This is a genomic window from Paraburkholderia hospita (genome assembly GCF_002902965.1).
Taxonomy (GTDB): Bacteria; Pseudomonadota; Gammaproteobacteria; order Burkholderiales; family Burkholderiaceae; genus Paraburkholderia; species Paraburkholderia hospita.
The window spans coordinates 214622-241323 of the sequence record NZ_CP026107.1 but is presented as its reverse complement, the minus strand read 5'-3'; the positions used below and the strand labels follow the sequence as shown (position 1 = coordinate 241323).

Sequence of the window (26702 nt, the reverse complement as noted above, 5' to 3'; positions counted from 1 at the left end):
TGCCCTCTGCCTTTATCCTCTGACCCACTTTTCCAGATTCCTGACAAGGCGCGGGCCGGGCGCACCGCCAGCCTGCGGCGCGCCCGCATCTGGCGCGTGCCACTCGCCCTGTGGTTTGCCCTGCCTGTAGAGCCGTTCCTGCATCACCGTGCCGTCCGGTGCAAAGCGGCGCACGGTGCCGTGCAACAGGTCTGCCTGATACGGCGAGCTCTGCACCAGCGCGCCATTGGCTGCGTATTCACGCGTCTCCCCTTCGAGCTTGCCCTTGCTGTAGCGCGCACGCTTCACCACGACGCCGTCGTGCATGAACACGGCTTCCCGCTCCAGCTTTCCCGCCTCGTACGTCATCTGCGAAGTGACGAGCCCCGAAGGCGCATACGTCGCGCTCTCGCCGTGCAGCAACCCGCTCACATAGTGATTACGGCTCGCCAGACGCCCGGCTTGATACAAAGATGTCACGCCGTCGAGCTTGCCTTTGCGATACTGAGCCTCCTGCACCAGCTGGCCTTGCGCGTCGAAAATGCGCAGGCTGCCGTCGAGCAGGCCGTGCACGTAGTTTGCGCTCGACAGGGCCGTACCGTTCGGCGCGTAATTCACCGTTTCGCCGTGCGGCACGCCATGGACAAGCGACGCGCGGCTGACCAGGTTGCCGTCTGCGTCGCGCGTCTCAACCAGGACCGTTTCGACCTCGCCGGTACCGGGAGGCAGACTGGCAGCAAGCGTTGGCGTTGACATGGGCGTTCTCAGTTGAGCTGGACGATGCCGCCCTTGAGGGCGAGCTGGCCACCGCCATCGACGGTCTGCGTGGCCGAGGCCTTGTGCGAAACCGTCATCCCTTCGGTGCTGAGCGTCGTGCCCGCCTTGCTCGCGTGCGACGTACCCGCTTCGCTGGCCAACGACGTCCCTGCCTTGATGCTGATCGAGCCGGTGACTTCGATCACGAGATTGCCGCCTACCTTCAACGTATAGTTGCCGTCGATCTTGTGCGTGTGATTGCCGCTGACGTTGTGCGTGAACCCCGCGTGGTTCGTGTGCGTTTCATCGCCCGTCACGTCGACCGTACGCGTGCCCTTGACGGTGTGCGTCTCTTTACCCTCGCTGACCTCGATGCTGCGATCGCCCTTCTGCACCACATGCGTTTCCGCGCCTGCCTTGACCGTGGTGGAGAGCGCGTTTTCGATCTCGACTGTCATGTCCTTCTGCGCATGGACATACAGCTCCTCTGAATTGAGCTTGTCCTCCATGCGGATTTCATTGCCTGCTGTGCCGCCCTTCGACGAACGGGAGCGGATCACGCTCTGCGTCTGCATCGACGGCAACGTCACAGGCACGGCGTTCGTGCCGTTGTAGACGCAACCCGTTACGAGCGGGCGGTCGGGATCACCGTCGACATAGCTGACCACGACCTCTTCCCCGATGCGCGGCAGGAACAGATGTCCCCAGCCCGGCCCCGCCGATGCCTGCGCGACACGCACCCAGCACGAGCTGTTCTGGTCGGCATCGGGTGTGCGGTCCCAGTAGAACTTGAGCTTGATGCGCCCTTGCGCGTCGGTCCAGATCTCTTCGTCCGATGGGCCCACCACTTTCGCCGTATGCGTCCCCGCCACGACAGGTCTTGGCGTAAGCAGCGGTGCACGAAACGGCACGGTGGCAGGAAAGACGTCGAACTCGTTGCTATACATCAGGTTTGATGCGGCGTGCCGTACGGCGCGCACGACATAGCTCACGTTCAGCGCGCTGTCCGGATGGCCGCTCAACGTGAAGGTGGTGCCTGCCGCGAGGCCGTAATACCCGCCCGCGCCGTGTCCCGTCTGCTGCGCGACGTTGTGCGCCTGGAGCAGCGTGCCGGCGATCTGGTCGCCGTGCGATGCGGCGACGTATTTGCCGGGGAACGTGAAGCGCGACCCGGTCGGAATGCTCGAAGCGCCCTTCGACGACGAAAGCAGCGTGGCCGCCTGTGTGTAGTCGTAGTCGCTGACGATGTGCTCGCCTGCCACCACACCACGCGACACTTCGAATGCGCCAAGCCGCTGTACCGCCTGACCGGCGCCCGAGTCGGGTGCGAAATAGAGCGTGCCTGCCGCTGTCGCTTCGTGTGCTGATGGATCGTCCGCCAGCACCATGGTGTGCGCGCCGTCCGCGAAGGTGAAGAAGTAGAAGATGCCTTCCTCTTCCATCAGACGCGAGATGAACTGGAACGCGCTCTCGTCGTACTGGACGCAATACTCGCGCACGAGGTAGTTGCTGCCGTGCTTCGTGCGGTCCTCGAAGGTCACGCTAAAAGTACCCAGCACCTGCTTGATGATGTCGAGCGCACTCTGGTTCTGCCAGATGACGCGGTCCTGGCCGAGCGTCAGCAGCCACAGGCGCGGCGCCAGTTCGGCGGAATAGAAACCGTACTGCACGTCCGCGCCCGAATGCGCGAAGCGCGTGACGATGCCGTTGAAATAGCGCGCGACGCCAGTGTGATCTTTCAGCGTCACCGTCGCACTCTTTCCCACGATCTGCTGCGGGTCGAGCGCCTTGTTCGTCGAACGCATGCGCAGATCGAAGTGAAACAGCTCCGATATGGCTTCACGCCCCCCGAAACCATCGAGCAGCAGCACATCCGTCCCGAACGGTGTCGAGACGGATGCGAAGCAGTTCGTCTGGCTGGGCAGTGTGGACATGCGCTTACGCCTCCTTCGGCAGGAAGCGGAACTCGATGTCGCCCGTCGCGCCCAGCGCAAGATGCACGCCGCCAAACGACTCCGATATCGAGATTCTCTCGAGCACCTGGCGCGCCAGTTCCGGCAGGACCGATTGCGTGAGAATGTGGTCGACGTTGCGCGCGCCGCTGTCCACTTCCTTGCAGCGCTGTGCAATCAGCGTGGCGAGATCCGCGTCCCACGTCAGCTGCGCGAGATGGTTGCGCGTAAAGCGCTGCGCAAGCCGTTCGAGCTTCAGATTGACGATCGCGTTGATCTGCGCGTCGCCGAGGTGGTAGTACGGAACGAGCACGAGCCGGCCGAGAAACGCCGGGCTGAATTGCCTCAGCAGCGCCGGGCGCAGCTTCCCGATCAGTTCATCGGGCGGCGGGCGACGGCCGCCGCGGGATGCTTCCGTAATCACGTCCTGCGCCGCATTCGACGTGAGCAGGATCAGCGTGTTCTTGAAGTCGATGGGGACGCCCTCGCCGTCCTCCATCACGCCCTTGTCGAACACCTGAAAGAACAGTTCCAGCACATCCGGATGCGCCTTCTCCATTTCGTCGAGCAGCACGACGCTGTACGGGCGGCGTCGTACCGCTTCCGTAAGGACACCGCCACGGCCGTAGCCGACATACCCTGGCGGCGCGCCCTTCAGCCCCGAGACGCTATGCGCCTCCTGAAACTCGGACATATTGACAGTGATCATGTTGCGCTCACCGCCGTACAGCAGGTCCGCGAGCGCAAACGCCGTTTCCGTCTTGCCGACGCCACTCGGTCCGACGAGCAGAAAGACGCCGACGGGTTTGCCTGGATCGTCGAGATCGGCGCGGAAAGTGCGCACACGGCGCGCGATGGCGTCAAGCGCCTCGTCCTGGCCTACCACGCGTTCGGCAAGCTTGTCCTGCAGGTAGAGCACCGTATGCAATTCATCGGCGAGCATCCGGCCAACGGGAATACCCGTCCAGCCGGATATCACCTTCGCGACCGTTTCCGAATCGACGCACACGGGGACCATCGGCTCGTCGTTTTGCACGGCTTCGAGCCCTTTCTCCAGTCGCGACAGATTCGCCGTCAGCGACTCACCTTCTTCGGGCTCGGCCGCGCCGCTCTGATCCGCCAGATAGCCGCGAATCCTCTTTCGCCACGTTAGCACCTCTTCCACTGCGCGCTTTTCGGTCGCGAGTTTCTCGGTGAGACGCGAGTGCTGTGCACGCTCGTCTTCGAGCTGCTTCGTGATTGCAGAGAGAGCATCGGCGCGGTCAGCGCCCATCGCGGCTTCATGACGCGCGATACGAAGCTGGTTTTCGGCGGTATCGAGCGAGCGACCGAGTGCCTCGATCTCTTCGGGCAAGCCGTTCTGGCCGATCGCGACGCGCGCGCACGCCGTATCGAGCACGCTGATAGCCTTGTCCGGCAACTGGCGCCCGGAGATGTAGCGATGTGAGAGCTTTACGGCATCCCGCACGGCCTCGTCGAGGATCTCGACGCCATGATGCTCTTCGAGCTTCTGAACCATGCCGCGCAGCATCTCGATCGCGACGGCTTCGCTCGGCTCCTCGACCTTTACGACCTGGAAGCGTCGCGCCAGCGCCGGATCGCGCTCCACGTACTTCTTGTATTCGGCCCACGTCGTGGCGGCAATCGTGCGCAGCTCGCCGCGTGCAAGCGCTGGCTTGAGCAGGTTGGCCGCGTCGCCCTGACCTTCGCTGCCGCCCGCGCCGATCAGCTGATGGGCCTCGTCGATGAAAAGGATCACGGGCACAGGTGACGCCTTTACTTCCGCGATCACCGACTTGAGCCGGTTTTCGAACTCGCCCTTCACGCCCGCTCCCGCCTGCAGCAGCGCAAGGTCAAGCGAGCGAACAGAAACGTTGATCAGCGCGGGCGGCACGTCGCCTTGCACGATGCGCTGCGCGAAGCCTTCGACGACAGCCGTCTTGCCGACCCCCGCCTCGCCCGTCAGGATCGGGTTGTTCTGCCGGCGACGCAGAAGCACATCGATCAGTTGCCGGATCTCGGCGTCGCGTCCGCGAATAGGGTCGATCTTGCCTTCGCGCGCAAGGCCCGTCAGATCCACGGTGTATTGATCGAGCGCAGTTTTGCGACCCTGGCTCGCGCCGCCACCTTGCGCCATGGAAGGCATTGCCCCTTGAGCATGCGACGCGGCAGTGGGTGCTGCACTGGCTTGCCCCATTTCCGGTGCCGTCGACGCACGTGCCTGTGCTGCGCCCGCATCTTCAGCCGAACCGGCGAGCACGACGCTGAGGCGCTCACGCAAACTGGCACGAGGAACATTCAGCAGGGCCGGCGCGGACTCGAGCAGCATGCCGCGCAGACTATCTACCTCAAGCAGCGCCAGCACAAGCGTGCCGGAACGGATCTGCTGTTCGCCGAGCAGCATCGAACTCAGAAGCCACGCTTCCTGGAAAAGTGGAGAAAAATTCGGCGACAGCGCAGGCGTTCGGCCATTGCCTCGCTTGAAAAGATCGACGGCTTTCTGAAGTTGGGCGGTAAGCGTTTCAGGCTTGATACCGAAGTGCGCGAGAATCGCGCGCAGATCCGGCGCATCGGATTCGAGCAGCGTCAACAGAAGATGCTCGACGTCGACGTTGTAATGCGTCTGACGCACGCACAGTTGCGCCGCCTGCTCCATCGCAAGCTTGCATTCCGGATTGAGCCGGCTCAACAGGGTACGGATATCGATGTCCATGCGCGTTTTTCTCAAAGATTCGTCGGCGCGGGCACGGCGGCTTCGCGCATCGCGAGGCGCACCGGCTTCGGCGTGTGGGTGTCGTTGCTCGCGCCGCCCAGCCAGGAGGTCCAGCCGAGCCGGCCCGCGCGCAAACCGCCCGCTGCGCAGTCGACGCGTTGTGGCGCGAGATGCAGCACGAACTGCACGTCGAAGTCCTGCTGCAGATACGACCGGATCAGCCAGGCCGCCATCGCGTGATCGCGGCCACCGGGCAGCAGCGCTTCGAAGCGGGCCTTCGTCAGTTCGGGAAACTCGATGCATATGCCATTCGCTTCGTCCCACGTGCGACGACCAAGTACCGCCGCGCCGCCCAGACGCGGTGCGCGCGAACCGGCGCGCGCGAGTCGCAGCGAATCGGCGGCATCGATCTCACGCCAGCCGCCGACAAACTGTGCACCGCGCACCTTGAGACCGAGACGGTCGGAGAGCATGGCGCACAAGCCCGTCATCGAACGCGGCGCGGCGCCGAGCAGGCCCGCATGCCGCATCCACAAGTGTTCGCCGTGCGGGCCATGCGTCGGGCCATTCACGCCCGCGCGCAGCCCGAGATTGCTCAGCGCATCGAGCGCCGCCGCGAGTGCGGATCCATGCGGCGAGCGCCAGTTCAATCCCGGCGCGTGCTTCTTGCGGCTGCGGTAGAGGAATGACAGAAACCGGTGGTTGAAGATATCGAGCAGGTCCGCCGTCGCCGTGTCGCGTTGGGCGCGCCGCGCCAGCACCAGCTCCGTATAGGCCATCGGCAGCGGACCGTTCGCGCCTGCCAGCGTGAGCACGGGCGTCGACACCGTATAGCTGGCGTGCATTTCGTGCGCTCCGTGCCGCTCGCGCGATGTGTGTCCGTCTTCGTTCGCGGCATCTGCGTGGCCGCCGTCTTGCGACCCGACATGTTCGCGCACGCTGCGGATGTCGCTCGGCTCGAACGCGAGCGAAACATGGCCGGCAAGACGCACGGCCTCGCCATGCCCGTTGCCGCGTCCAAGCGGCCTCGCCCATGGCGCAGCCCGTTCCAGCAGACTGATCGCCTGGAACAGATCGAAGCGCTGCGGATTCGCCTTGAGAAGGGCGATCAGAGCAGCTGCTGGCAGCCCGTCATCGGCTCCCATTGCTTCCATATCTCGTCTCCACGGCGCACGACCAGCCGCACAAAGGAATTGACCGACGTGTACATCGCGAAGAAGCGGGCGAGCACGGCGCCCATCAACAAGGGCGAGCCGCCGACGAAGCTCTCGGGATCGAACTCGACGGTGACCTCGGTGCCGCGGCAGTAGCCACGCCATGCGTCACTGCCGACGTGCGCCGTGACGCTGCGCGCCTCCACGCTACGGATACCGCGAATCTGGTCCTGCTCACGCGTGCCATCAGACGCGAAAAGCCGCAGCATCTCCTGCAATTGCGCCCGCCCCGTTGCACCGCTCACCAGCGAGTGATAGTTGAGCGTGAGCAGCGAAATCAGCCGCCACAGTGTCTCGCTTCCGAGCGACGGACTGCGCTGCGCGGTCGGCTCATAGAGACAACGCACGCGCGTGTTCTGCGACACCTTCTCGACCATCATGCGGGCGCCAACGGGCACGTGTTCCGCCAGCCGCCGGTTTGTGCACAGCACGTTCGCGTAGATCACGGGCGCACCTGGATCGGACTGCGTGTTGGCGGCATTGACGAAACTCAGGAACATGTCCGTGCCGAGTACGTTTTCGCGCAGGCTGTGTTCGCGCCGTGCCGACCAGAAAACGGTGGTGCCGTTCGTGTCGACGTGGTCGATGGCGGCAAAACACGGGACCGTTGCAACGCGATCTGTCGACGGGTCCGACGCGACGACGGACGCGATTGAATGAATTTCCGTCATTGACTCGCGCCGCTGATCGGCGACGAGCCTGTATTCATAGTGTCGATGGTCGATGACGATCGGCTCGCTCGTCTGCGAAAACAGATTCACGATGGGTGTGCTGCCAAGCTGAAAATGTTCGGCCCGCAGCATCCCGAGGCCGCGCGGCGCGCGATCGAGATGAAGCACGATCTCGCAACGACGCCCCGATCCGAGCCGCCCTTCCAGATGATGCAGATCGAAGAAATGAAACTTGCGCGGAAAGGCGAAGTACTCCTGCATCAGCGAATAAGCCGGCTGCGCGTTGGGTGGGCGCGGCAACACGTCATCGGTTTCCGCGTAGCCCACTTCGCGCCACGCGCGTGCCGGCAGCAGCGTCGCCGCTGCGCGGCCGTCGGGCCGAATGGAGACATCCGCGACGCCCGACACCAGCAATTCATAGAGCGGCATCGTCACCATCCAGTCGCCGTGGAGGTGGATGCGCAACTGCTTCAGTTCGAGTTCGGAAAAGTCCACGCCCGGCGAGCATTCCAGCGTGAGGCGCAGCGTTGAGTCGTCGCCGAACGCAGCATGACTGATCTTTAGCGGCCACAGCACCGTGTCCCACGCCGTGCGGAACCGGCACGTCTCGCCCGTTTCTGTGCGAGCCTGCAGACCGGTGTGACGCGGCACCAGAAACCCGGCGGTCACCTTGCCCTGGGTCGGGTCGAGATCGAATTGCGCGATCGTCATCGACGGTACAGGCTGGACGAGCGATGGACACACGTTGTCGAGCAGCGCCGATGCGACTTGCGGAAACTCCTGATCGAGATCCCGGTGTACCCGCGCGGCAAGAAACGCTGTCGCTTCGATCAGCCGCTCCGTGTGCGGGTCGAGCGATTCCGTGCCATGCAGCGCCAGCCGCGATGCGATCTTCGGATAACGGCGAGCGAAGTCAGCACCTTGCAGACGCAGGTATGACAGTTCGCGCTTGTAGTATTGAAGGATATCGTCGGGCGCCATGTCAGCCTTCGTCCGAGCTGCGGGCGTAGCTTACGGTATGACCGTCAGTGGCCAGTTCGAACGCGACGTGCGCGATATTGATACCGGAGCGCATGTCTGCGCCGATGGTCAAAACGGCGTACGTCGAGTGATCGGATGGAAACACAAAACCCACGGCAACGTTGGCAAGGCGCGGCTCGAACAGCGTGATCGCGCGCTTGACAACCGCGGCAATTGCGTCCCGATCCGGACCGGAATGCAACGACCTTTCGGAGAAGTCCGGCACACCATAGTCGAGCACGGTGCCTTCGCATGCTGCGAATTGCTCGAACGTCAAACGCGACCGCGTGTTGAGTAATCTGCCGAGCTCGCGCGCAACCGACTCCCGCAGCGCATCGGCGCCTGGAAGCTGAGCCTCGCCGCTTGCGGCGAGGCGGTCGAACAGTGGCATCGATGAACCGCTGACGATTGCCGGCATTGCGCGAGTACTCCAGGTAACACTGAGTGTGAAGCTTTGACGGCCGGTTGCAGCGTGAGGCCGACGATCAGGCCGACGGCGGTGCCGAGATGTTCTTCGACAGGTCCCAGCCGAACGAGGCCGTGCCCTTCTTGGTCGAGTCGACGTTCTGCTGCGTATAAACGGTCGTGATCTTCGAGAAGTTGATCGAAAAGCTATCCGCGGACTCGCCACCGCCGCTGGTCGCGATCGACGAGATCATCGCGTCGCTCAGCGTGTACGTCAGCAGCGACATGAACTTGCCGTTCTCGTTGCGGCCGATCGAAATCGTCGCATCGCCGAGCTTGGTGCCGGCAGCGCAAGCGGAATACAGAGCCGGCGTGGCCTGATCGGTCGCTTTGCTGAGGCTGAATTCCTGGAAGCTCGGGCGGCCCATCGTGCGTTCCGTGTTACCGACGTCGCGGTTCATCGACATTTGCACGCCGATCGAATACGAGTACAGCACGATCTGGTCGGTCGCGCCGTCAAGCGTCGAATTGCCCTTGATGTCCTTGATCTTAAGAAGAACGGTATCCATGACTAGCTCTTATCAATAGGTGACGTATTCGGGTTTTCGCGCGGCACGAGGCCGCGCGAGACAGAACATCAGGCTGCCGCTGCTGGCAGTTCCGCGACGAGACGAATCGACGCGGTCAGTTCTTCCATCTGGAAATGCGGTTTCAGGAAGCAGGTTGCACGATATGCGCCAGGCTTGCCCGGAACTTCCGTGACGTCCACGCGCCCTTCGCCGAGCGGGAATCGCGCTTTTTGTGCGTGCGAAGCCGACGGATTGATCAGCACGTAATCAGCGATCCAGTTGTTCAGATACGCTTCGATATCGCTGCGCGACTGAAAGCTGCCGACCTTGTCGCGCATGATCACCTTCATATAGTGAGCGAAGCGCGATGCGGCGAGCACGTACGGCAGACGCGCCGACAGCTGCGCGTTCGCGTTGGCGGCATCCTTGTTGTACACCTTCGGACGGTTGGCCGTCTGGCCACCGAAGAAGGTCGCGAAGTTCGAGCCCTTTGAATTCACCAGCGCGATGAAGCCGAGGTCGTTCAGTTCCTTCTCGCGACGATCGGTGATCGTCACTTCCGTCGGGCACTTGAGGACGACGTCACCTTCGCCCGTCTTGTACGTATGCGCGACCATGTTCTCGACCTTGCCGCCGCCTTCCACACCGCGGATCGCCGTCGACCAGCTGTACTTGGCAAACGCGTCGGTGATACGCAGACCAAGCTGGTAGGCCGAGTTCGCCCACAGGTACTTGCTGTGATCGGTGCCGTCGACATCTTCTTCGAAGTTGAAGTTCTCGACGGGCTTCGTCTTCGCGCCATACGGCAGACGCGCAGCGTACGAAGGCAGCACGAGCGACACGTAACGCGAATCTTCCGAGTCGCGGAAGCTGCGCCATGCGGCGAGTTCGGCGCTCTCGAAGGTCTTCGACAGATCGCGCGTGACGCCAAGGTCCGTAAACGATTTCAGATCGAACAGGCTGGGCGACGCGGACGCGATAAACGGCGCATGCGCGGCGGCTGCCACCTTCGAAATGCGCTCAAGCAGCGCGATGTCCTGCGGATGGCGGCCAAACGAGTAGTCGCCGATCAGCAGCGAGTACGGCGCACCGCCGAACGTGCCGTATTCCTCTTCATAAACCTTCTTGAAGAGCGTGCTCATGTCGTGGTCGACAGCCGTTTCCAGGTCTTTGAGCAGTTCCTTCTTCGTCACGTTCAGCAGGCGCAGCTTCAGCTGCGGTCCCGTTTCCGTGCCATAGACCATGTCATGCAGGCCTGTCCACGACGCTTCGAGCGTCTGGAACGCTTCTTCGTGCATGATCGCGTTGAGCTGGTCCGACAGCAACTTGTCGATCTCGGCTACGCGTTCGTTGATCATCGCGACGACGCTCTTGTCCGGGCTCGTGCGCATGCCTTCGTCGAGAATCTGCGAAGCGAGCTGGCCGATCAGCTTTTTGGCGTAGCTGCTTTGCGACGGCTCGACGGCCATGTTGCCTTCATGAACGATGCGCTCGAGCAGGCTCAGTTCCGCACCCGCGGAAGCTTCGAGCGTCTGTGTTTCGCGCGCGGCCGCGCCGGCCGCAGTGTTGCTTGCCATCTGAATCACCTTTGAAAGTTCGTTGCGCCCACAAGTAAGGGCAAATCAGGCTCTCGTCCGATACCTTTAGGCCGTAGGTGCGTCCTCGGCGGGAGCGGCCGGTTCGGCAGCTGCATCGCTCGCCGCGGGTGCTGCCGAAGCAGCTGCGGGGGTATCACTGGCATGCGCCTGACTTTGAACTTTCTTCAGTTCCTCACTGTTCTGCACAATGCGCTCAAGCATCGAATCAAGTTCGTCGTTGCCGTCGAGCTTGGCGAGCAGATCGCGCAGTTGTTGACGTGCTTCAAGCAGCTTCGCGAGGCGCGGCACCTGCTTGACGATGCTTTCCGGATGGAAATCGTCGAACTTCTCGAACTTCAGCTCGACCTTGATGTTGCCTTCGCCCTTTAGCGTGTCGGCCACGGAGAGATCGAGGCGCGGAACGATCTTGCCCATGATCTCATCGAAGTTATCGCGATCGATATCGACCAGGCGGCGCTCCTTGAGCTTGGGAAGCGGCGTTGCAGGCTGCCCCGAGAGATCCGCGAGCAAACCGACCACGAGAGGAAGCTCGCGCTTCTCAACCGCGTCGCCGACTTCTACGTCGTAGGTGATCTGAACCCGCGGCGGACGATTGCGTCCCACCCACTTCTGCAAACTATTCGACATGAACCTCTCCGGAAAAGCACGAGTGTGTTTAGGAAAACAACTCGCCCGCATAGCCCGCGAGCGATGGGCACCTTGCAAATTTGGATTCGAAGAGCGCGGGATCGCAGTCGCGGCATACGTGCGCGCGGCCCCCGCTGACAGGATGTCGTCAACCTGGGCGCCCTTCTTTAATAATTCTTTGAATCAGGCTACCCACTACGACGGGCCAGGCGCGCCTTACTTGGATGGAAGGCTGCCGTATCGAGCGCCGGTAGCAGTATTAATGGCGCTCGCCCCCGCGATTTCTTACGGGCCAGAAGCACTACCTTGGTCAGGAGTAGTTGGCCATACTGAAAGAAACCGGAACTTCTTTTAAGGCCGTATTGAACTAAAGCACGATCGGTACTCGTTCACCGGTCTTTTTAATCAGGCAGGATTAAACCACAGCTTTTTTTCAGCTACAAGACAAGTTTTCGCGGGCATGAGAGAGATTTTTTGACGTTGTATTAATGGTGACTGCGTCACCGTCGTACCAGATTTCCTTGCCACTTCACCCACAGGAAAAAGGACGAACGTACGGTGAATGGTTGGTATTCGCTAACCAAGACAGAACCGCCTGCGCTTGAGACATTTGGTAAGACAAACTTTGCACCGTACTGGTTAGCACTTTGGAAACCGTCAACGGAAACAGGTAGACGTCATGCCGTTTTTCCGGTCAATTTACATCCAGATTGACCAGATAATGCACGCTTCCATATAAAGTTGTCGGTAGGTTTCTATTACTAAATACATTCTATTGCCCGACTTATTATTGACTATTTAGTGCGCTTTACAAGCACAAAAAGAAGACTGTTTTTTGAGATTCATATGTTCAGGCGTGCACGGCTCAGCCATGTCTGGCGAGGGAACGAGAGATGTGTGTGCGGCAGCGCCTGAGCCGTTTGACCAAATGGTGCTAGCCGCCACAAGAACGTCTTTTCAGAAATAGAACTCTTGCGATCTCGTCATTCAACTGATCGGGCGGCTGCCGTCGCCATTGAGGCGACGGGAAAAGACAACAGGCCCGATATCAATAAATCGCGCGCTCTGCATTAATAGTCGCGCATCAGACTTTACATGGATGGTTTCCCAACACGAGAGTCCCGCAACTCGTGATGTCGATCGTTCGTCCAGGGAAAACGACAATGGGCAAGCGGTTGATGTTGCTTTGCGACCCATGTATTGTTCGCGGCGCCAACGCTTTACAACCGCAGGTGTCGCCGCGAGGACGGTCAAGAGGTGCAAGCAAACACGCTCGTTGAACAAGACATCGCGCATCTCAGTCGAGTGATGAGAGCGTTCGTTTTTCGCCGCGGCGGCGCCATAACGGGCTATTGGCAAAACAGGCTCGATGTCCTCTGCGAATCGCGACATCTCAACGACTATCAGCGTCACTGGGTGCAAGATCTCATGCATGAACTTCAGGAAATTGAGCAGCGGACTTCGCTCGACGGCTAGCATCGTGTGTTCGGCACTCGCTCTTATGCGGAGATCGTTGATCAGCAATGCAAAGAAAGCTCGTTGAAAAAATCCGCTCGAAGCGTCCGATGATTTTTTGCAGCGATGTAACGGCTATACTGCTGCCCACGAGCTGGATAGATCAATAGATCAACAATCGCGATACGGGGAGCAGGATATGGGCGCAAAAGGGCCGTTAATTGTCGTCAATGCGAGCGAGTGGATCCGTCGCACAGCGCTGACGTTCAGTTCACGTAGCGCGAGCACGAGCCGCGTCGATGCTGCGTACGCCGCCTGGTGCACAGCCCGCTTCGATCCGCTCAAGGCCGCTACCCTGCGCGATGCACTCGACGATTATCTGGCAGAGAAAGGCGGCGATTGGTCCAAGGTTTCGCGCAACACCGAAAGCGGTGGACTGATGCAATACATCTACGAAGAGGCAAAAGCCGTTGCCCCCGCCCGTGCATCAGCCGCTGCAGCACGCAACAGAATCCGGTCGTTCGATATCCCACACTCGCGCTACGGCGTGCTTTACCTGTTGGGCAATATCGACATCGACATGAACTGCTTCAACATCGCCATGGAAGGCGTGGCCGCCGTTGGCGGCGCAGTTGGATCCGGCTTCGCTGCGAACGTTGACCATCTGAACAGCGTCAGTCAGGCCAGCAAGCATGTGAATGCAGGAGGACACCAGGTCTCTGCACAGGCAATTGTCAGTGCCTCCTCGACTGTTGCAAAAACGGTACCGAAGATAGGCAAAAAAGTCGACGAGACGTTCGGCATCAGTCAGCCGCTCGGCAGAGAGCGGCGATGGTCGCCAACAGGTACCGTCAGGCCGCTCATGGATAACGCCGACAGCGGGCCGATCAAGTCCAAGGTGACGTGGACCTATCCGACGACCAGGGCTGGCTTTGAAATGGTCAAGGACGACCCGGCACTGTTCCTCAATCCGTGGGTGCTTCCAGCCACCGTGGCCGGTGCGGCCGTCGTCGCCGTTACGGAGACGCTCAACAACCTGCGACGCGAAATAGAAAGCGCTGTCACCTGGGCGTTCGAGAAAATCAAGAGCGCGTTGCTCGGTGCGTCGGCCTCGACATTCACGCTGTCCGGCGGCATCGTCCGTTCGCTGATCAAGATTGTCGTGACGCAGTGCCTCGCTAGCGCGGCACCGTTCGTCGGAGCCGCCATGGATCTCGGCGCGGGTATCGTCAAGACCTTGCGTGCTGCAGCAGAAAAGGTGGGCGCGTGGCTTGAGCGACGCCGAATCGTGCTGAACGCGGGGCATCCCGAGCTGATTGCGGCAGCGCTTGAAGGCGAAATGCAAAAAGGCATTTTCCAGGGCCTGTGGACCACCCTGAAGGGTGCAGTGTCGATGGCGCTCAGTTCCTTCTTGCCCGGTGCTGGCAGCCTCGTTTCAGCCATCGTCACGGGTGTCGAGTGGCTCGTGAAGTTTGCCTTCCGGCTGTGGGAGCAAAGCAAGATCCACGCGTTTCTCGTGAAGGCACGCGAGTTCTATCTTGAGGAACGTGAACTGGCGACGCGCGATCCGGGCCCGAACGGCCTGGAGTTTCAGCCGAACATGGACCCGGATAAGGGCGGCATCATCCATGACGTGGACCGGTTCACGACCTTCTTCCAGGAAGGCTGCGACGCCAGCCCGCTGATCCCCATGCTCACGCTAAACACAGGCATCTGTGGCAGCCTGATGACAATGGCAAACCTGTTTAGAGACGAAAACGAAGGTGGCAGAGAGGTAGTCGACCGAGCGACGTATAACAGTGGAGCGGCCTATTTCTCACGGCTCAAGGCTTTCGGCGCGCAGTATCTGCAAAGTTCCGGTTTTAAGTTCCGCGCGAGCCCGACGGAAACACGCGGCAGCATACAAGGGCTGCTCGATCACGCTGTGCACCATCATAGGCAGGATACGATGGCCGGAAAAGCCGTTGCGTTCGTCACCGCGAGCTAGAAGCTAGGCGCGTAGCGCAGGCGGCCGGTCAGCACAGTCTGGTGCCTTCAAATTGACGACGTCCTCCCCTTCATTACCTTTTGTCGCTAGAAACGGTGTTCCGAAAGCTGTCATGCAATACATATCATCGAGCCGTCAGCCTTCTCGAGAAGCTCGCGATAGAACGCGCCAACGTGCTCGAAAAGAAGCGTATTGAAATCAACAATGTCCTCGCCCAACTGCCTGGCCCCGAAAGTCATGCTTGAGCCTGACAGAATCTTGTAACGCATGGTGCCACTCTAATTTAGACTGAGACACGAGGCGTGTCCGTATAATCCTTCGTTACAGACTGCATGGTGAATCTGGCCCACCTGCGTGACGCATTTCATGCACGGCTACGTTCTGCGCCCGATCAAGTTCACTCAGCCTATGACTGTGCGGTAGGCGCCGAACGTCAGCACTTACCAGCATTCGTCGGCGCCCCGGCGGACAGAGCGAGCTACCTCGAGGACAGTCGTTGTTTTACCGGGTTCGTCGTCAACACGGCAACTCGTATATTGCCTTTGCAACGCCTACCCTTCTTCGTCGCTGCGGTGCGAATGGCTTGCGTGCTATTTTCGAGGCGTGCGTTTTGCAACCATCTACTTACCGACAAACGCCTTGAGCAGAGAAAAATATATGGACGAAAGAAAGCGAGAAAGCATAGTGGCTTATCTGCGCCGGCGGATGACCGAGTTCGGTACCCGTCCCGAAGACATCGCTGTATCAATGGCCGCAGACACGGAACGACTGAGAGCGATCCGGTATCGGGATGCGTTCGGTCACACGTGGGATGGTCGAGGCGCTTCGCCGCAATGGATAATTCAGGCAACCAGTGCTGGTCAATCCCTCGAGCATTTCGTGGTCGAGCGTCCGCAGGTTGAGGCTTCAGACAAGCTCACCAGAGTGAAAAGGTGCGATGACCCGTTCGCTGGCACCAGATTGGCATCAATCAAAAGCGAAGGTGTGGAGGCAGCCTGAAGGGGGGGCAAGCATCAGGTGGGGGGCCGTCGATAGGCGTTAAGATGCCCCAGGAGGCCCTGTGGGTCTCCGCGTTTCTCGAGCAAGATAGCCAGATTGTGATTGGCATCCGGCGAATTTCGGGTCAATTTCCAGACAACGTTGATAGCTTCGCGCGGTGTCTTCAACACGACCAGACTCCTCGAGAGCGATTGCACGTTAAGGTGCGGAACGGCATCTCCGGAAAGTGAAGCGAGGCCTCATCGAATACCTGGAGTGCGTCTTTGCAGCGCGGTTCGAGTTCGGTCCACGTATGCGACATAGAATGGTCGCCACGATCGGTCGATCGCTTTCCGGTAAGCCTGTTCGGTTCCATTTAGATAGGGCGGTTGCATGACGCCGGGCCGCGCGCAGCAAGCCTTTGCGAGCGCACGCGTTTCGCGCGGCGACGGCATACGCGGTGCAGACAGTGAAGATCGGCGGGGGCACTTACCGCCTCTAGCGCCGCAAAAGGTAAGGACATCGAGAACGGCGCTCGGATGGCCATCGACGAAGTGAATGCAACACATCTCATGATGGGAAATGAGACCGTCGAGTTCGTGCTCGACTCGGTTGATGATCAGCGAGATTCCCGTGCTGAACGCAACGAGATTAGTCCAAGCCGCGATACATCAAATCAAACTACAAAACATTTTCCCTTCATTGTCTTCGTCATTTCGGCAGCCGGAATACTAGTGGACTTCATAACCCCGATCTGCTGTGCAGCCACTATATTTACCGATCTGTTTTTCGGATCCCATTCATGAACCTTAAAATCTTGTTTGATAACACCGAGTTTGCAACCCCTCTGCCTAGAGCCCTCCGCGTAACCGTCGAGCGACTCTACCATTCCTGACTTGGTGATCCACTCTGGCCTATCAGCCTCGAATTTCACATCATCTTTCCCCCAGGCATATAGCATTACCTTGCACCATTCCTGCTTCTCCCAGTCCCGAATTGCAAAATTCGATTCCAGAAGATTCTCGATAGGCCACAGCTGATACTTCCCATAGTTTGCAGCATAGACCAGCCTCACACTATTTTGCTTCCCAAAGCCAAACACCAGGCAGTAGTGCGCGAACCCGCCCGACTGACACAGGTCTCCAGTGTCATCCCGACATAGAAATGGCATCACTATCGAACCCATATTCGTGATCGCCGTCGTCACGATTGTCCAGAGCTCTTCCGTTTTGGTAAATGTCTTTACTTCGCCTGCGGAATAACCTGACCTCGCTGCGAGCTCGGCAATTTGTTCGACATCGTTCAATTCACCGATCTGTGTGATACCCATTCTCTTGGCGATCCGCCTGATCGAAGTGGTATTGCGTCCGTGTATTTCGAATCTTCGAGGGTAAGCGGTGCGATGACCCCGTATCCCAAACGCTCCATCCAAAGCGTATATCCCACAAGTGCCCCCCCTCTGCTCCCATCTGGGAGGCACCTTGCTTATCGTGCAGTCTCCCTTCAACATGACAGCAAGACCATGGTCATCGAGTATCATCGAAGCTCCCGATCGTTAGGTTAGGTAATTTCAGGTCGAATCGACATCCGGACGCATCAAGTATGCACCTGTTTATGCCTGGGTAATCGAATTCGTCCGTGGACACACGGATGCATCGGCAAAGGCATGGAACGTGACACGAATCGATGGCGTCAGCGGAATGACCTCGCCCGTGCTCAGCAATAGGCACCGTTATCGAATCCTTGTGAATGTCGCGCCCTACTTTCAGTGTGCTGTCGTTTTCCACGGTGGCCTCCGCGCTGGAATTCACCGGGTGTGGCCCTGTCCACACCGGCACCGGTCGAAACCCCGAAGACGCCGCGTACGGCCGTGGAACAGGCCCCGCGCAAGCAACTGCGAACATCTACCGCTTGAGATCCAAACACACTTGCCCGAATCCGCCGGGAAGTGCACGCAGTGTGGTGGCCTGATGAAGTCGCTGGGCGAAGACGTCGCCGAACAACTTGAGTACGTACCGGCAAGCTTCCGGGTCATCCGTCATGTGCGGCCGAAGTTTGCGTGGGTGTGTTGCGACCACATCTCTCAGGCGCCTGCACCGAGTCGTCCCATCGAACGTGGTCTCGCCGGCCCAGGGCTGCTGGCACACGTGCTGGTCTCGAAGTTCGCAGACCACTTGCCGCTTTACCGGCAGTCGGTCAGCTGACACACAACGCATCTGCGCCGTCGCTAGGTCAGACTTTATTTGTTAATGCCGGCGACGAGTCGCATGGGCAACGACCATAAGTTTTTGTATGGCGCGAGGCGAGTAAGAACTACAATTCACGATAAATCAAAGCCTTGGAACTTCACACAAGATCAGGTTTGATTTGTGCGTCACCAGCGCTTGATAGCGCGTGCACCACACCTGTTCTCGATTTCGAACGGCATGAAATACATGCGTGCCGGCGCGCAAAGGCTGGCACGTATGTCTCTGCTCCCGGAAGTGGAGCTATTTCCCGCTTATCAGGTCTTTTGTTTGCTGGGTAATTGCCGACAGGCCTTTTGTCACGATCTCTTGCCAGTCGCTGGAAGTCACAACCTGCTTGGATTCGCTAACGCGAGTCTTGACGGTCTGAGCACCATGAAGCGCGCCGACATCGCCAGACAGCTGCACCTCTGACTTATGGTTGGTTGTGACCGACCAGAAGCCGGGCTGAAACCACGCCCAGAAGTCGTTAATTTGCGCAGTCACCGGAGCCGCGCTGGCAAAATTCGGGTCACCCTGCGTCACCACAACGTAGCCCGCCTCCTGAAAGCCAGTTGCCAACGCGCTTTCAACGAGGCCGGAAACCGTCTTGCCTTCAGGAAGCACCACGTCGCCGAGTGCCTTGCCGTAACCGTTTCTCTTGCGACCGATCGCGCGCGCTTTAGACGCGTCGCTGGAATCTTCAGCAGGGTCCAATGACGCCATGTCAGCGCTCGGGGGCGCGACAGTAAAAGTGCGTTTGTCCTGGGCGGAGTCAATGCGTACGTACTTCCCCGCGGCAGGGTTCGTACCTTGAGGCGCGGAGACGTCGACAGTTGTGCGGCCGGCCGCGCATCCGGCGAGGATTGACACGACAAGACTATAGATTGCGATTCGACCCAACAGCATGATTGTTTTTCCCTCGGTTGATTATTCTGATAGACAAGCCGAACGTTTGACGATGCCCGCGTCAAAGTACCTGTTTTTTGTAACTTATTACGGAATCCGAATTATACGCTATTTCTCTTTCATCGATGGCAGCTTGACCACACCGTTCCGGAGCCTCGACAGTCCGTATCCACCATGCCGAAATAACTGGAAGAAAAGCACCGATACGACGTTGCTGACTCCGATAAGCACAGTTCAGCGCGCTCAACACTCACCACGCAAATCGCATACTTCTTTCTCGAAGCGCTTGTGCGTGAAGCTCCCGCATCTTCATTTAACAAGGATAACGGCGAAGAGCTGGCAATCTTTAGTCTCGGCTACGATGCGCAGTCGTAAGGCACTTCTCTTTGGATGACAGGCATGCAGGTCCAGCACGGGAATACCGCCCGCATCGACGTCACGAACAAGTGCAAGCGTATCGAACACTTGCACTTGCATTACAACTGTCAAGCAAAGAACTCGATCATTGCCTGCGCTACCGCCGAAGCATCGTTTTCCGTCGGAATATGTCCGGCCTTTGGAATTCTCACCAGCCTGGAGTACGGAATCTGCGAGACAAAGTGCTCCGCATTTTCAACCTGCTGGAACGTATCGTCTTCGCCCCATATCAGCAGCTTCGGTGTCTGCGAAACGCGCAACTGAGGCACCAGCTCGGTCGTATAGCGACTGTACGCGGCGCCCGCCAGCGCAAGCCACGAACGCGCCACCCGCGCGTCTTGCCAGGGATCGAGGTATTCGCTGATTTCGTCCTCTCCTGCGGGACGGCCAAGCGCGGTGATCACCGATTTGCGGCGCGCGGCAAGGATATCTTCATGCGTCGTCGCGGCTGCTACGGCGGGATCCCTGAACCGTGCGACGCCCGGCACAGGCCATGAGTCGAACATCACCGCATTGACGAGCGCGAGCTTCTCGATGCGAATTTTCTTGTCCACGAGAATGCGCTGCGCAACGCCGCCGCCAATATCGTGTCCCGCAAGCAGAATTGGCTCATCGATACGAAGCGCCCGCAGGAATTCGACGACCCAATCGCCGAGAGCGGGAATCGATGCCTGTTCAACCGTCAGTTCACCACCCGAACGGCCGAGGCCGGGAAAATCAACTGCAATCGCCCGAAAACCGGCACGCGCAAGATCGTCCATCACGGGCTGCCAGACGCGGCTCCAATATGTACCGTGAAGCATGAGTATCACGGGACCGCTTTCACCCGCGGCAAGGTAGCTGGTTTGGGTGCCCGCCACATCGACAGTCAATCGTTTCATTTCAATCACTCCTTTCTGCGCATTCATTAGCGGATCAAGCGCTTCACATAGTCCGCGCCGAGGCCAATCGATTCGTAGTGCTTGCGCGCCGCGTCGATCTTCGTGAACACGTCTTCGTAGCCGACCGCGACGCCTTCTGGATCGACATACGTATAACCGCCCGTCACATGGAACCAGGTGATCATTTCCGTGACATCTTCGGGCACGTACAGCGTGTGTGTTTCCCCCGCCGGTTCATGCGCGTAGCTGCCCTGTTCGGCGATCCATTCATGCTCGAGGTAGTACCAGCGCCCTTTGAGCACGAGCGCGTGCACAGGCCCAGTGTGACGATGACGAGACAGCACGCCCGACTGCCGGACGCGCAGCAGGTTCACGTAATAGCCCTGACTGGCGTTCAGCAGCAGCGGCTTGAATGAAACCGTGGATGTGGTGGGCACCCACAGGTCGTCGTCCTTCAGATACGTGTCGAGCACGCCCAGATGGACGAGGTCCGCGGTCATGTCCTGCGGCTGCGGGAGTTGGTAGGGGATTGCATTTTCGTCGGGTTTTCGTGGGTTCATATCAGTTGTGCCTCTGCTCTGTACGGTTGCGTAGGCGCTGCCTGCACCAGGCCGGAATGACCTCGCTGGCTGCCGCCCCGTGGAATATTGACATCGGAGTCAATCTTGACACACCTGATAAGAATAGCCGGAATTTCGAACATGTGCACACAAGGGTTTTGTCACATGTTCGTCCTCGCTTTCGTTTTGTATCACTCGATATATAATGCGCCAGATCCACGAACATCGAGACGTTCGTGCAAGCAGGAGCACAACTATGGCAAGGCCAAGAGAGTTCGATGAAGAGCGCGCGCTCGAAGCGGCGCGCGACGCGTTCTGGGAGCACGGCTACGAAGGCACGTCCACGCGCGACCTGGTGAAATACACCGGCCTGACGCAGCCCAGCCTGTACAACGCGTTCGGCGACAAACGCGCGCTGTTTCGCCGCGCGCTCGAACACTACCTCGATCACACGCTGAGAAGCCGGCTAGCAAGGCTGGAACATGAATTCACGCCTGCTCTCGCCGTCACCGCCTATTTTGTCGAGATCATTCAACGAAGCGGATCGGATATCGGCCAGCGAGGCTGCATGCTGGTCAACTCCGTGCTGGAGAAAGACCAGCATGCGGACGGTTTGCAGGAAGCCATCGCGAGCGAGCTCGCTGAGATAAAGGGCTTCTTTCATCGGAGCATCGTTGCCGCGCAGAAACGCCGCGACGTTCCGAAAAGCATTAGCGCCGATGACGCCTCCGCTCATCTCCTCACGTTGCTGCTAGGCATGCGCGTGCTCGCGCGCATCGGCCCCGATGTCGAACTGCTGCGCTCGGCCGTGGAAGTGTCGCTGGCTACGCTAGGGTTGCCGCGCCTGCGGGAGGCGGAAAACAACAAGCGCAGCAAATGAGTTTTTCGTCGCGTGGTGAGAAGCGTTCATACGAGAACGCCAACTGACCGTGCAAATCCACTTTGTTTTTTGAAGAAGCATCATGACCCAACGTACTTTTCTTATCACTGGCGCGAGCAAAGGCATTGGCCGCGCGCTGTCCGAACGGCTCGCCCGAGCAGGCCATCAGGTTGTCGGCATCGCACGTCGCACGGATGACCCGACCTTCCCCGGCACGCTGGTGAGCATCGATCTCGCCGATCGCGACGCAACCGACAAAGGCTTGCGCGAACTGACCTCGCGCTACGCGTTCGACGGCGTCGTCAACAACATGGGCTTCGTCAAGCTCGCGCGGCTCGGCGAGATCGAACTCGACGATCTGGATCGCACGTTCAGCACGAATCTCGCGCCCGCCGTGCAAACCGCGCAGGCGTTGCTGCCGAACATGAAGGAGAAAGGCTGGGGACGTATCGTCAATCTGTCGAGCCTGGTCGTGCTGGGCGTCGCGCAGCGAAGCACGTATGCAGCCGCCAAAAGCGCGATGATCAGCTTCACGCGCACATGGGCGCTCGAGCTTGCCGACTCCGGCATCACCGTCAATTCCGTGGCGCCTGGACCGACCGAAACCGAGATGTTCCGTGAGAACACGCCTGTCGGCAGCGAAGCCGAGAAGCGCTTTCTGTCGCTCGTGCCGATGAAGCGCCTCGGCAAGCCGGACGAACTCGCGGCGAGCGTCGAGTTCTTCCTTTCCGAGCCGGCAGGATTCATCACCGGGCAGACGCTGTATGTCGATGGTGGCGCGTCGATTGGCAAGGCGGCGATCTGACGCTCAGGCGACCTGTTCGCTCGCGAACAGACCGACGCCGGCGAGCGCGCTGGTCCGACGCCATTCGCTATTTCGCGCGCTCATTCGCCCGGTTTTTCGCCCACACGGCGCAGCCCGCCGTCACCAGAAGCAGCACGACGGCGAGCGCGACATTGCCCGCCGCAACACCCGCCAGCCGATGATAGGCAACGGCGACATCGTCGCTCAGCCACACGCGGTCGTGAACGAACGTCAGGATGACGACCGCGCCGAACTGCGTGCCGACATAGCTAATGTCCGAATGTCCAAAGCGCAGATAGCACGAGAGCCACACGAACACGCACACGGCTAACAGGCAATACACAATACTGCCAGCCGTCAGCGGCAGCACGACGAGCACGACCACGCAACCCAACGCGCAACCCAGCAGCCGATGGCACATCCTCTGTACGACGCCATAAGGCGACCACGTGCCCTGGGCATCGACGGGAACCATCAGAACGACGAGTGCCGTCGTCATCGCCTGCGGGAATCCCTCGATGGGATAACGCCACGCCAGATACGCGAGCACCGATAGCGTGATCGTGCCGACCATCGTATGTGGCACGCGGCCGAGCGTGCGGTCGGTCAATACATGTGCAACGGCGGGGCGCGGTGCTTCGGCAGCCGGCCCGCGCGCGCCTCGCAACTGCATGAGGGCCGCGCCGACCAAGGTCACGCCCAGATAGGCCGCCGTGCCGATCAGGGCGTTGATCCACAGCGCCGCGGCGACGCCTCGCAAGTCGGTGTCCGGCTCGGCGTGCGTGGTCGTCACGATGAAAATGGCGAGCGCAGTAGAAAGAATCCACATGTACCCCGCCGATCGCTTCGTCGCGAGATACAGTCCGGCCGCGGATAGAAGCGCCATCAACATCACGAACTGCGTGACGTCGTCGGCCGCGAAGCGCGACAGCAGCAGACCGATGACGGTCCCGCCGAACGTGCCGATGATCTGCTGCACGCCGAGATCGAGCGCGGCGCCCAGCGCGAGACCCGTCAGCGAAAACGCGCAAATGGCGGCCCACCAGATTTCCGGCAGGCCGACATAGCGGCTTGCGCACACGGCAATAAGGGTCGCGAGCACCGCCTCCGTGCAACGCCGCATCCGCGCGAGGAACGTGCGCCGCGAAAGCTCCGCCCGGAACGCGCCGAGCGTATTGCGCAAAGCGAGCAGGAACGTGTCGTACATGATGTCGGCGGAATGACGGGACCCCGACGGGCGTCGTTCGCGACCGAGGGTTCATGCATGGTACGACATCGGCGGCGTTCCATTGCAAGCCTTCTGTCAGCCCGGCGCAGACACGCCTGCGCGTTTCACGTCCGCACGCCGGTTTCATAAATGCACCTTCTTCGAACGTCGCCCGCCGGTTTTTCCTTGACTTTATTGATTGTGATCGCCATCATTACTCGCATCACACGGACTGAACGTCGTGTTTGATGGCGACAACCGCGAGGTCTTCGGCGCGATGCCGGAAATGCAAACAAGGCCTGCGCACTTTTTGAACCCTGCCAGACAGCCGTCTGGCAGACGTCTTGATCGAGTGAACTCTATGAATAGCAATGCGGCAATCAAAGGTACTGCGGTCGTCACGGGCGCATCGGCTGGCATCGGCATGGTCTACGCAGATCGTCTCGCTGCGCAAGGCTACGACCTGATTCTGGTGGCAAGGCGCGCCGAGCGTCTGAATGAACTGGCGAAGCGCCTGTCGGAGCAATACGGCATTCGCGCCACGGCGCTTGTCGAAGATCTGTCGAAAGACGCTGGCGTTGCCGCCGTGGAAGCGGCGATTACGGCCGACCCGACCATCACGATGCTCGTCAACAACGCAGGCGTGGCAACGCTCGCGGGCTTCGCGGATACGGACTTCAGCAAACACGAAGCGATGATCGATCTCAACGTGAACGCCCTCGTCCGCCTTTGCTATGCCGTTCTTCCTCTGTTCAAGCAACGGGATAACGGCGTGCTCATCAATATCGGCTCGGTGCTCTCGCTGCACACGTTGCCGATCAGCAGCGTGTACAGCGGCACCAAAGCGTATGTGACGAGCTTCACTCGCGGCCTGCAACAGGAAGTCGAAGGGACGAACGTGAAAGTGCAACTGGTCATGCCGAGCGCAACAGACACGGAGATCTGGGATATCGCAGGCGTGCCTGTAGAGAATCTGGGCAAAGAACGCGTGATGAGCGTCGATAACCTCGTCGATGCCGCACTGGCCGGTCTTGCGAAGGGCGAAGCCGTCACGCTGCCGTCGGTGGAAGACATCCGGCTCTGGGAAGAATACGACGCGGCTCGCGAAAAGCTCTTCGAGGCCACGCAATCAGGCAAGCCCGCTTCCCGCTACAACATCCGTTAAGCCCGAGCCGTTCCAGGCACTGTCCGCAGCATCGCCGCGCGTTCGCATGCGGCGATGTCGGGGCGCATTGGCAATGCAATAAGCGGCGCTTCGATCAATGGCGCGTCATGCTCTTAGCGCCTTCGCAAGATCGGCCAGGCGGTACGGCTTGTAAACAAACGGAAACTCGTTGAAAGCACCGTACTCGTCGCGCAAGGTGGCGAGCGGGTAGCCCGATGTCAGCACTACCTTGACGGCCGGATACCCGGCGCGGACATGATGCGCCAGGTCCATGCCGCTCATGCCGTGCGGCATCGTGATATCCGTAAAGACGACGTTGATATCGTCGCGTTCCTTCAGAATCGCCACGGCCTCGGACGCGCTGCTCGCCACTACGACTTCATACCCGATGCTGCGGAACAGTTCCGTGGCAAGCCCCAGCACGTCCGGTTCATCTTCGACCAGTAAAACTGTTTCGACTTTCGAAGGGACAAAGGTATTAGCCGACTCAACCGGCTGCGCCATCGGCAGATAGAGATCGATGGTCGTGCCTTCTCCTTCGACGCTCGATATCACGACGTCGCCGCCCGACTGGGTAATGAACCCGTAGACCTGGCTCAGCCCGAGTCCCGTGCCTTTCCCCGCCGGCTTCGTCGTAAAGAACGGCTCGAAAGCCTGTTCCAACACTCTCTGAGGCATGCCCGTTCCCGTATCGGATACGGAAATCCGTACGTAGCGGCCAGCCGCCAACACGGCCGTGACGGCTCTGTCCGATTCGACGGTAGTCGTCGCGATCGTCACAGTCCCGCCGTCGGGCATCGCGTCCACGGCGTTGACAACGAGATTGAGCAGGGTCGCCTCGAACCGCGCGGCATCGACGAGCGCGAACGCAAAATCGCCCGCGAGGCCGAGCTCGCACTTCGTCCTGTTATCGGCGCGGACTTTCACCAGCATCGGCTCGAAATCGCGGATCAGCATGTTCAGATCATGGACTTCCGGCCGCAGCGGCTGCTGACGCGCGAAAGACAGCAGTTGCTGCGTGAGCGAAGCGCCGCGATCGATGGCCCGGCGCATGCCGTCGATCATCTTCATGTCCATGTGCGTGCGGGACTGCGTGGCCAGCACCTGGAGGCCGTTGGACAGCACCGCGAGGAGGTTGTTGAAGTCGTGCGCGACGCCACCCGTGAGCCGGCCAATCGCCTCCATCTTCTGCGCCTGGAATAGCGCCACATTTGCCTTTTCCAGCGCAGCCGCCGACTGCTTGCGTTCGGTAATGTCGCGCGTGACCTTGGCGAAACCGACCAGCTCGCCGCGTTCGTCGCGAATGGCATCGACCACCACATGCGCCCAGAAGCGGCTGCCATCTTTGCGCACGCGCCATCCTTCGCGTTCCGCGCGGCCTTCCCGCGCTGCCGTCGCGAGAATCATGGCTGGTGCGCCGTCGGCTCTATCCTCGTCGGTATAGAAACACGAGAAATGCCGGCCAAGAATCTCAGCATGGCTGTACCCTTTGATCCGCTCGGCACCGACGTTCCAGCTCGTCACGATGCCTGCGGGCGACAGCATGTAGATCGCGTAGTCGGTAACGCCCTGTACGAGAATACGGAATTGCTCCGCTGTCTCGCGCGCCGTGTGGTGCACCTTGTGAATGCCGCTCATCTCGGACTATCCGGTGACGGGTTCCAACGGCCGATTTTACGCTCCCGCGGAACGATCTCTGCACGAGCGCCGACAGCGGCCTTCGTCGGAG

General features: G+C 60.1%; 23 protein-coding genes and 1 pseudogene. 6 read left to right on the top strand and 18 right to left on the bottom strand.

The annotated features are described in order from the left end of the window. Positions 1-12 precede the first annotated feature (12 nt). The 10 genes from C2L64_RS34260 to C2L64_RS54580 all read right to left on the bottom strand — a co-directional run bounded on the left by C2L64_RS34260 (position 13) and on the right by C2L64_RS54580 (position 13028). A complete protein-coding gene (locus C2L64_RS34260; RefSeq protein WP_007584409.1) occupies positions 13-735 on the bottom strand; it encodes a toxin-antitoxin system YwqK family antitoxin in 723 nt (240 codons plus the stop codon). Between the two features lie 8 nt (positions 736-743). Next, positions 744-2669, bottom strand: coding sequence for a type VI secretion system Vgr family protein (locus C2L64_RS34255; RefSeq protein ID WP_086908998.1), 1926 nt, complete (start codon positions 2667-2669; stop codon positions 744-746). A gap of 4 nt (positions 2670-2673) precedes the next feature. Next, positions 2674-5400, bottom strand: a complete 2727-nt coding sequence (tssH, locus tag C2L64_RS34250) for a type VI secretion system ATPase TssH (protein ID WP_007584402.1) — start codon at positions 5398-5400, stop codon at positions 2674-2676. A gap of 11 nt (positions 5401-5411) precedes the next feature. Further along, positions 5412-6554 carry a type VI secretion system baseplate subunit TssG gene (gene tssG / locus C2L64_RS34245; protein WP_039900814.1) on the bottom strand — a complete coding sequence of 381 codons (1143 nt, stop codon included), beginning with the start codon at positions 6552-6554 and terminating at the stop codon, positions 5412-5414. Continuing rightward, the gene (tssF, locus tag C2L64_RS34240) at positions 6509-8266 is read right to left on the bottom strand and encodes a type VI secretion system baseplate subunit TssF (RefSeq protein WP_007584398.1); all 1758 of its coding nucleotides are present in this window, start codon (positions 8264-8266) and stop codon (positions 6509-6511) included. The genes tssG and tssF overlap by 46 nt, the downstream gene beginning before the upstream one ends. Position 8267: 1 nt before the next feature. Further along, positions 8268-8723, bottom strand: a complete 456-nt coding sequence (tssE, locus tag C2L64_RS34235; RefSeq protein ID WP_007584396.1) for a type VI secretion system baseplate subunit TssE — start codon at positions 8721-8723, stop codon at positions 8268-8270. 67 nt (positions 8724-8790) lie between these two features. After that, the gene (locus tag C2L64_RS34230; protein ID WP_007584394.1) at positions 8791-9279 is read right to left on the bottom strand and encodes an Hcp family type VI secretion system effector; all 489 of its coding nucleotides are present in this window, start codon (positions 9277-9279) and stop codon (positions 8791-8793) included. Between the two features lie 68 nt (positions 9280-9347). Next, positions 9348-10856, bottom strand: coding sequence for a type VI secretion system contractile sheath large subunit (gene tssC / locus C2L64_RS34225; protein ID WP_007584392.1), 1509 nt, complete (start codon positions 10854-10856; stop codon positions 9348-9350). Between the two features lie 66 nt (positions 10857-10922). Beyond that, a complete protein-coding gene (gene tssB, locus C2L64_RS34220) occupies positions 10923-11504 on the bottom strand; it encodes a type VI secretion system contractile sheath small subunit (RefSeq protein ID WP_007584390.1) in 582 nt (193 codons plus the stop codon). A gap of 987 nt (positions 11505-12491) precedes the next feature. After that, complete coding sequence (locus tag C2L64_RS54580; RefSeq protein ID WP_176133805.1) at positions 12492-13028, bottom strand: hypothetical protein; 537 nt, start codon at positions 13026-13028, stop codon at positions 12492-12494. A gap of 130 nt (positions 13029-13158) precedes the next feature. Between C2L64_RS54580 and C2L64_RS34210 the strand changes: the two genes are divergently transcribed. Continuing rightward, a complete protein-coding gene (locus C2L64_RS34210; protein WP_007584387.1) occupies positions 13159-14946 on the top strand; it encodes a hypothetical protein in 1788 nt (595 codons plus the stop codon). Positions 14947-15056: 110 nt separating this feature from the next. Here the strand turns inward: C2L64_RS34210 and C2L64_RS53540 are convergent, their stop codons facing one another. Then, positions 15057-15215: a hypothetical protein gene (locus C2L64_RS53540; RefSeq protein ID WP_007738576.1), complete on the bottom strand. Its 159-nt coding sequence runs from the start codon at positions 15213-15215 to the stop codon at positions 15057-15059. 388 nt (positions 15216-15603) lie between these two features. Between C2L64_RS53540 and C2L64_RS34205 the strand changes: the two genes are divergently transcribed. Beyond that, positions 15604-15945 (top strand): H-NS family nucleoid-associated regulatory protein, encoded by a 342-nt coding sequence (locus C2L64_RS34205; protein ID WP_007584385.1) that lies wholly within the window; start codon positions 15604-15606, stop codon positions 15943-15945. A gap of 655 nt (positions 15946-16600) precedes the next feature. Here C2L64_RS34205 and C2L64_RS34195 read toward each other — a convergent pair. Beyond that, positions 16601-17464, bottom strand: coding sequence for a hypothetical protein (locus C2L64_RS34195; protein WP_007584381.1), 864 nt, complete (start codon positions 17462-17464; stop codon positions 16601-16603). A 358-nt stretch (positions 17465-17822) separates the two neighbouring features. Between C2L64_RS34195 and C2L64_RS34190 the strand changes: the two are divergent. Further along, positions 17823-18119, top strand: a pseudogene (locus C2L64_RS34190) (IS66 family transposase zinc-finger binding domain-containing protein); the annotation flags it as partial. A 294-nt stretch (positions 18120-18413) separates the two neighbouring features. Here C2L64_RS34190 and C2L64_RS34185 read toward each other — a convergent pair. The 4 genes from C2L64_RS34185 to C2L64_RS34175 form a co-directional block, all read right to left on the bottom strand. After that, positions 18414-18875: a flagellar biosynthesis protein gene (locus tag C2L64_RS34185; protein WP_238554647.1), complete on the bottom strand. Its 462-nt coding sequence runs from the start codon at positions 18873-18875 to the stop codon at positions 18414-18416. Positions 18876-19367: 492 nt separating this feature from the next. Continuing rightward, positions 19368-19535, bottom strand: a complete 168-nt coding sequence (locus tag C2L64_RS53535; RefSeq protein ID WP_158660550.1) for a hypothetical protein — start codon at positions 19533-19535, stop codon at positions 19368-19370. An 8-nt stretch (positions 19536-19543) separates the two neighbouring features. Next, positions 19544-20356, bottom strand: a complete 813-nt coding sequence (locus C2L64_RS34180) for an alpha/beta fold hydrolase (protein ID WP_039900856.1) — start codon at positions 20354-20356, stop codon at positions 19544-19546. A 26-nt stretch (positions 20357-20382) separates the two neighbouring features. Beyond that, on the bottom strand, positions 20383-20916 hold the full coding sequence (locus tag C2L64_RS34175; RefSeq protein ID WP_007584375.1) for a 2,4'-dihydroxyacetophenone dioxygenase family protein: 534 nt from the start codon (positions 20914-20916) through the stop codon (positions 20383-20385). A 256-nt stretch (positions 20917-21172) separates the two neighbouring features. Between C2L64_RS34175 and C2L64_RS34170 the strand changes: the two genes are divergently transcribed. Continuing rightward, positions 21173-21796, top strand: coding sequence for a TetR/AcrR family transcriptional regulator (locus tag C2L64_RS34170; RefSeq protein ID WP_007584374.1), 624 nt, complete (start codon positions 21173-21175; stop codon positions 21794-21796). A gap of 82 nt (positions 21797-21878) precedes the next feature. Next, positions 21879-22601, top strand: coding sequence for an SDR family oxidoreductase (locus tag C2L64_RS34165; protein ID WP_007584373.1), 723 nt, complete (start codon positions 21879-21881; stop codon positions 22599-22601). 67 nt (positions 22602-22668) lie between these two features. Here C2L64_RS34165 and C2L64_RS34160 read toward each other — a convergent pair whose 3' ends face one another. After that, positions 22669-23808: an FUSC family protein gene (locus C2L64_RS34160; RefSeq protein ID WP_007584372.1), complete on the bottom strand. Its 1140-nt coding sequence runs from the start codon at positions 23806-23808 to the stop codon at positions 22669-22671. A 361-nt stretch (positions 23809-24169) separates the two neighbouring features. Here C2L64_RS34160 and C2L64_RS34155 point away from each other — a divergent pair, with 361 nt between their 5' ends. After that, a complete protein-coding gene (locus C2L64_RS34155; protein WP_007584371.1) occupies positions 24170-24973 on the top strand; it encodes an SDR family NAD(P)-dependent oxidoreductase in 804 nt (267 codons plus the stop codon). A 105-nt stretch (positions 24974-25078) separates the two neighbouring features. Here the strand turns inward: C2L64_RS34155 and C2L64_RS34150 are convergent, their stop codons facing one another. Further along, positions 25079-26611 carry a PAS domain-containing sensor histidine kinase gene (locus C2L64_RS34150; RefSeq protein ID WP_007584369.1) on the bottom strand — a complete coding sequence of 511 codons (1533 nt, stop codon included), beginning with the start codon at positions 26609-26611 and terminating at the stop codon, positions 25079-25081. Positions 26612-26702: the final 91 nt, after the last annotated feature.

Excerpts from the sequence above, each read along its gene's own strand:
- C2L64_RS34260 (WP_007584409.1), bottom strand. The coding sequence starts at position 735 with ATGTCAACGCCAACGCTTGCTGCCAGTCTGCCTCCCGGTACCGGCGAG.
- C2L64_RS34255 (WP_086908998.1), bottom strand. The coding sequence starts at position 2,669 with ATGTCCACACTGCCCAGCCAGACGAACTGCTTCGCATCCGTCTCGACA.
- tssH (WP_007584402.1), bottom strand. The coding sequence starts at position 5,400 with ATGGACATCGATATCCGTACCCTGTTGAGCCGGCTCAATCCGGAATGC.
- tssG (WP_039900814.1), bottom strand. The coding sequence starts at position 6,554 with ATGGAAGCAATGGGAGCCGATGACGGGCTGCCAGCAGCTGCTCTGATC.
- tssF (WP_007584398.1), bottom strand. The coding sequence starts at position 8,266 with ATGGCGCCCGACGATATCCTTCAATACTACAAGCGCGAACTGTCATAC.
- tssE (WP_007584396.1), bottom strand. The coding sequence starts at position 8,723 with ATGCCGGCAATCGTCAGCGGTTCATCGATGCCACTGTTCGACCGCCTC.
- C2L64_RS34230 (WP_007584394.1), bottom strand. The coding sequence starts at position 9,279 with ATGGATACCGTTCTTCTTAAGATCAAGGACATCAAGGGCAATTCGACG.
- tssC (WP_007584392.1), bottom strand. The coding sequence starts at position 10,856 with ATGGCAAGCAACACTGCGGCCGGCGCGGCCGCGCGCGAAACACAGACG.
- tssB (WP_007584390.1), bottom strand. The coding sequence starts at position 11,504 with ATGTCGAATAGTTTGCAGAAGTGGGTGGGACGCAATCGTCCGCCGCGG.
- C2L64_RS34210 (WP_007584387.1), top strand. The coding sequence starts at position 13,159 with ATGGGCGCAAAAGGGCCGTTAATTGTCGTCAATGCGAGCGAGTGGATC.
- C2L64_RS53540 (WP_007738576.1), bottom strand. The coding sequence starts at position 15,215 with ATGCGTTACAAGATTCTGTCAGGCTCAAGCATGACTTTCGGGGCCAGG.
- C2L64_RS34205 (WP_007584385.1), top strand. The coding sequence starts at position 15,604 with ATGGACGAAAGAAAGCGAGAAAGCATAGTGGCTTATCTGCGCCGGCGG.
- C2L64_RS34195 (WP_007584381.1), bottom strand. The coding sequence starts at position 17,464 with ATGATACTCGATGACCATGGTCTTGCTGTCATGTTGAAGGGAGACTGC.
- C2L64_RS34185 (WP_238554647.1), bottom strand. The coding sequence starts at position 18,875 with ATGGCGTCATTGGACCCTGCTGAAGATTCCAGCGACGCGTCTAAAGCG.
- C2L64_RS53535 (WP_158660550.1), bottom strand. The coding sequence starts at position 19,535 with ATGCAAGTGCAAGTGTTCGATACGCTTGCACTTGTTCGTGACGTCGAT.
- C2L64_RS34180 (WP_039900856.1), bottom strand. The coding sequence starts at position 20,356 with ATGAAACGATTGACTGTCGATGTGGCGGGCACCCAAACCAGCTACCTT.
- C2L64_RS34175 (WP_007584375.1), bottom strand. The coding sequence starts at position 20,916 with ATGAACCCACGAAAACCCGACGAAAATGCAATCCCCTACCAACTCCCG.
- C2L64_RS34170 (WP_007584374.1), top strand. The coding sequence starts at position 21,173 with ATGGCAAGGCCAAGAGAGTTCGATGAAGAGCGCGCGCTCGAAGCGGCG.
- C2L64_RS34165 (WP_007584373.1), top strand. The coding sequence starts at position 21,879 with ATGACCCAACGTACTTTTCTTATCACTGGCGCGAGCAAAGGCATTGGC.
- C2L64_RS34160 (WP_007584372.1), bottom strand. The coding sequence starts at position 23,808 with ATGTACGACACGTTCCTGCTCGCTTTGCGCAATACGCTCGGCGCGTTC.
- C2L64_RS34155 (WP_007584371.1), top strand. The coding sequence starts at position 24,170 with ATGAATAGCAATGCGGCAATCAAAGGTACTGCGGTCGTCACGGGCGCA.
- C2L64_RS34150 (WP_007584369.1), bottom strand. The coding sequence starts at position 26,611 with ATGAGCGGCATTCACAAGGTGCACCACACGGCGCGCGAGACAGCGGAG.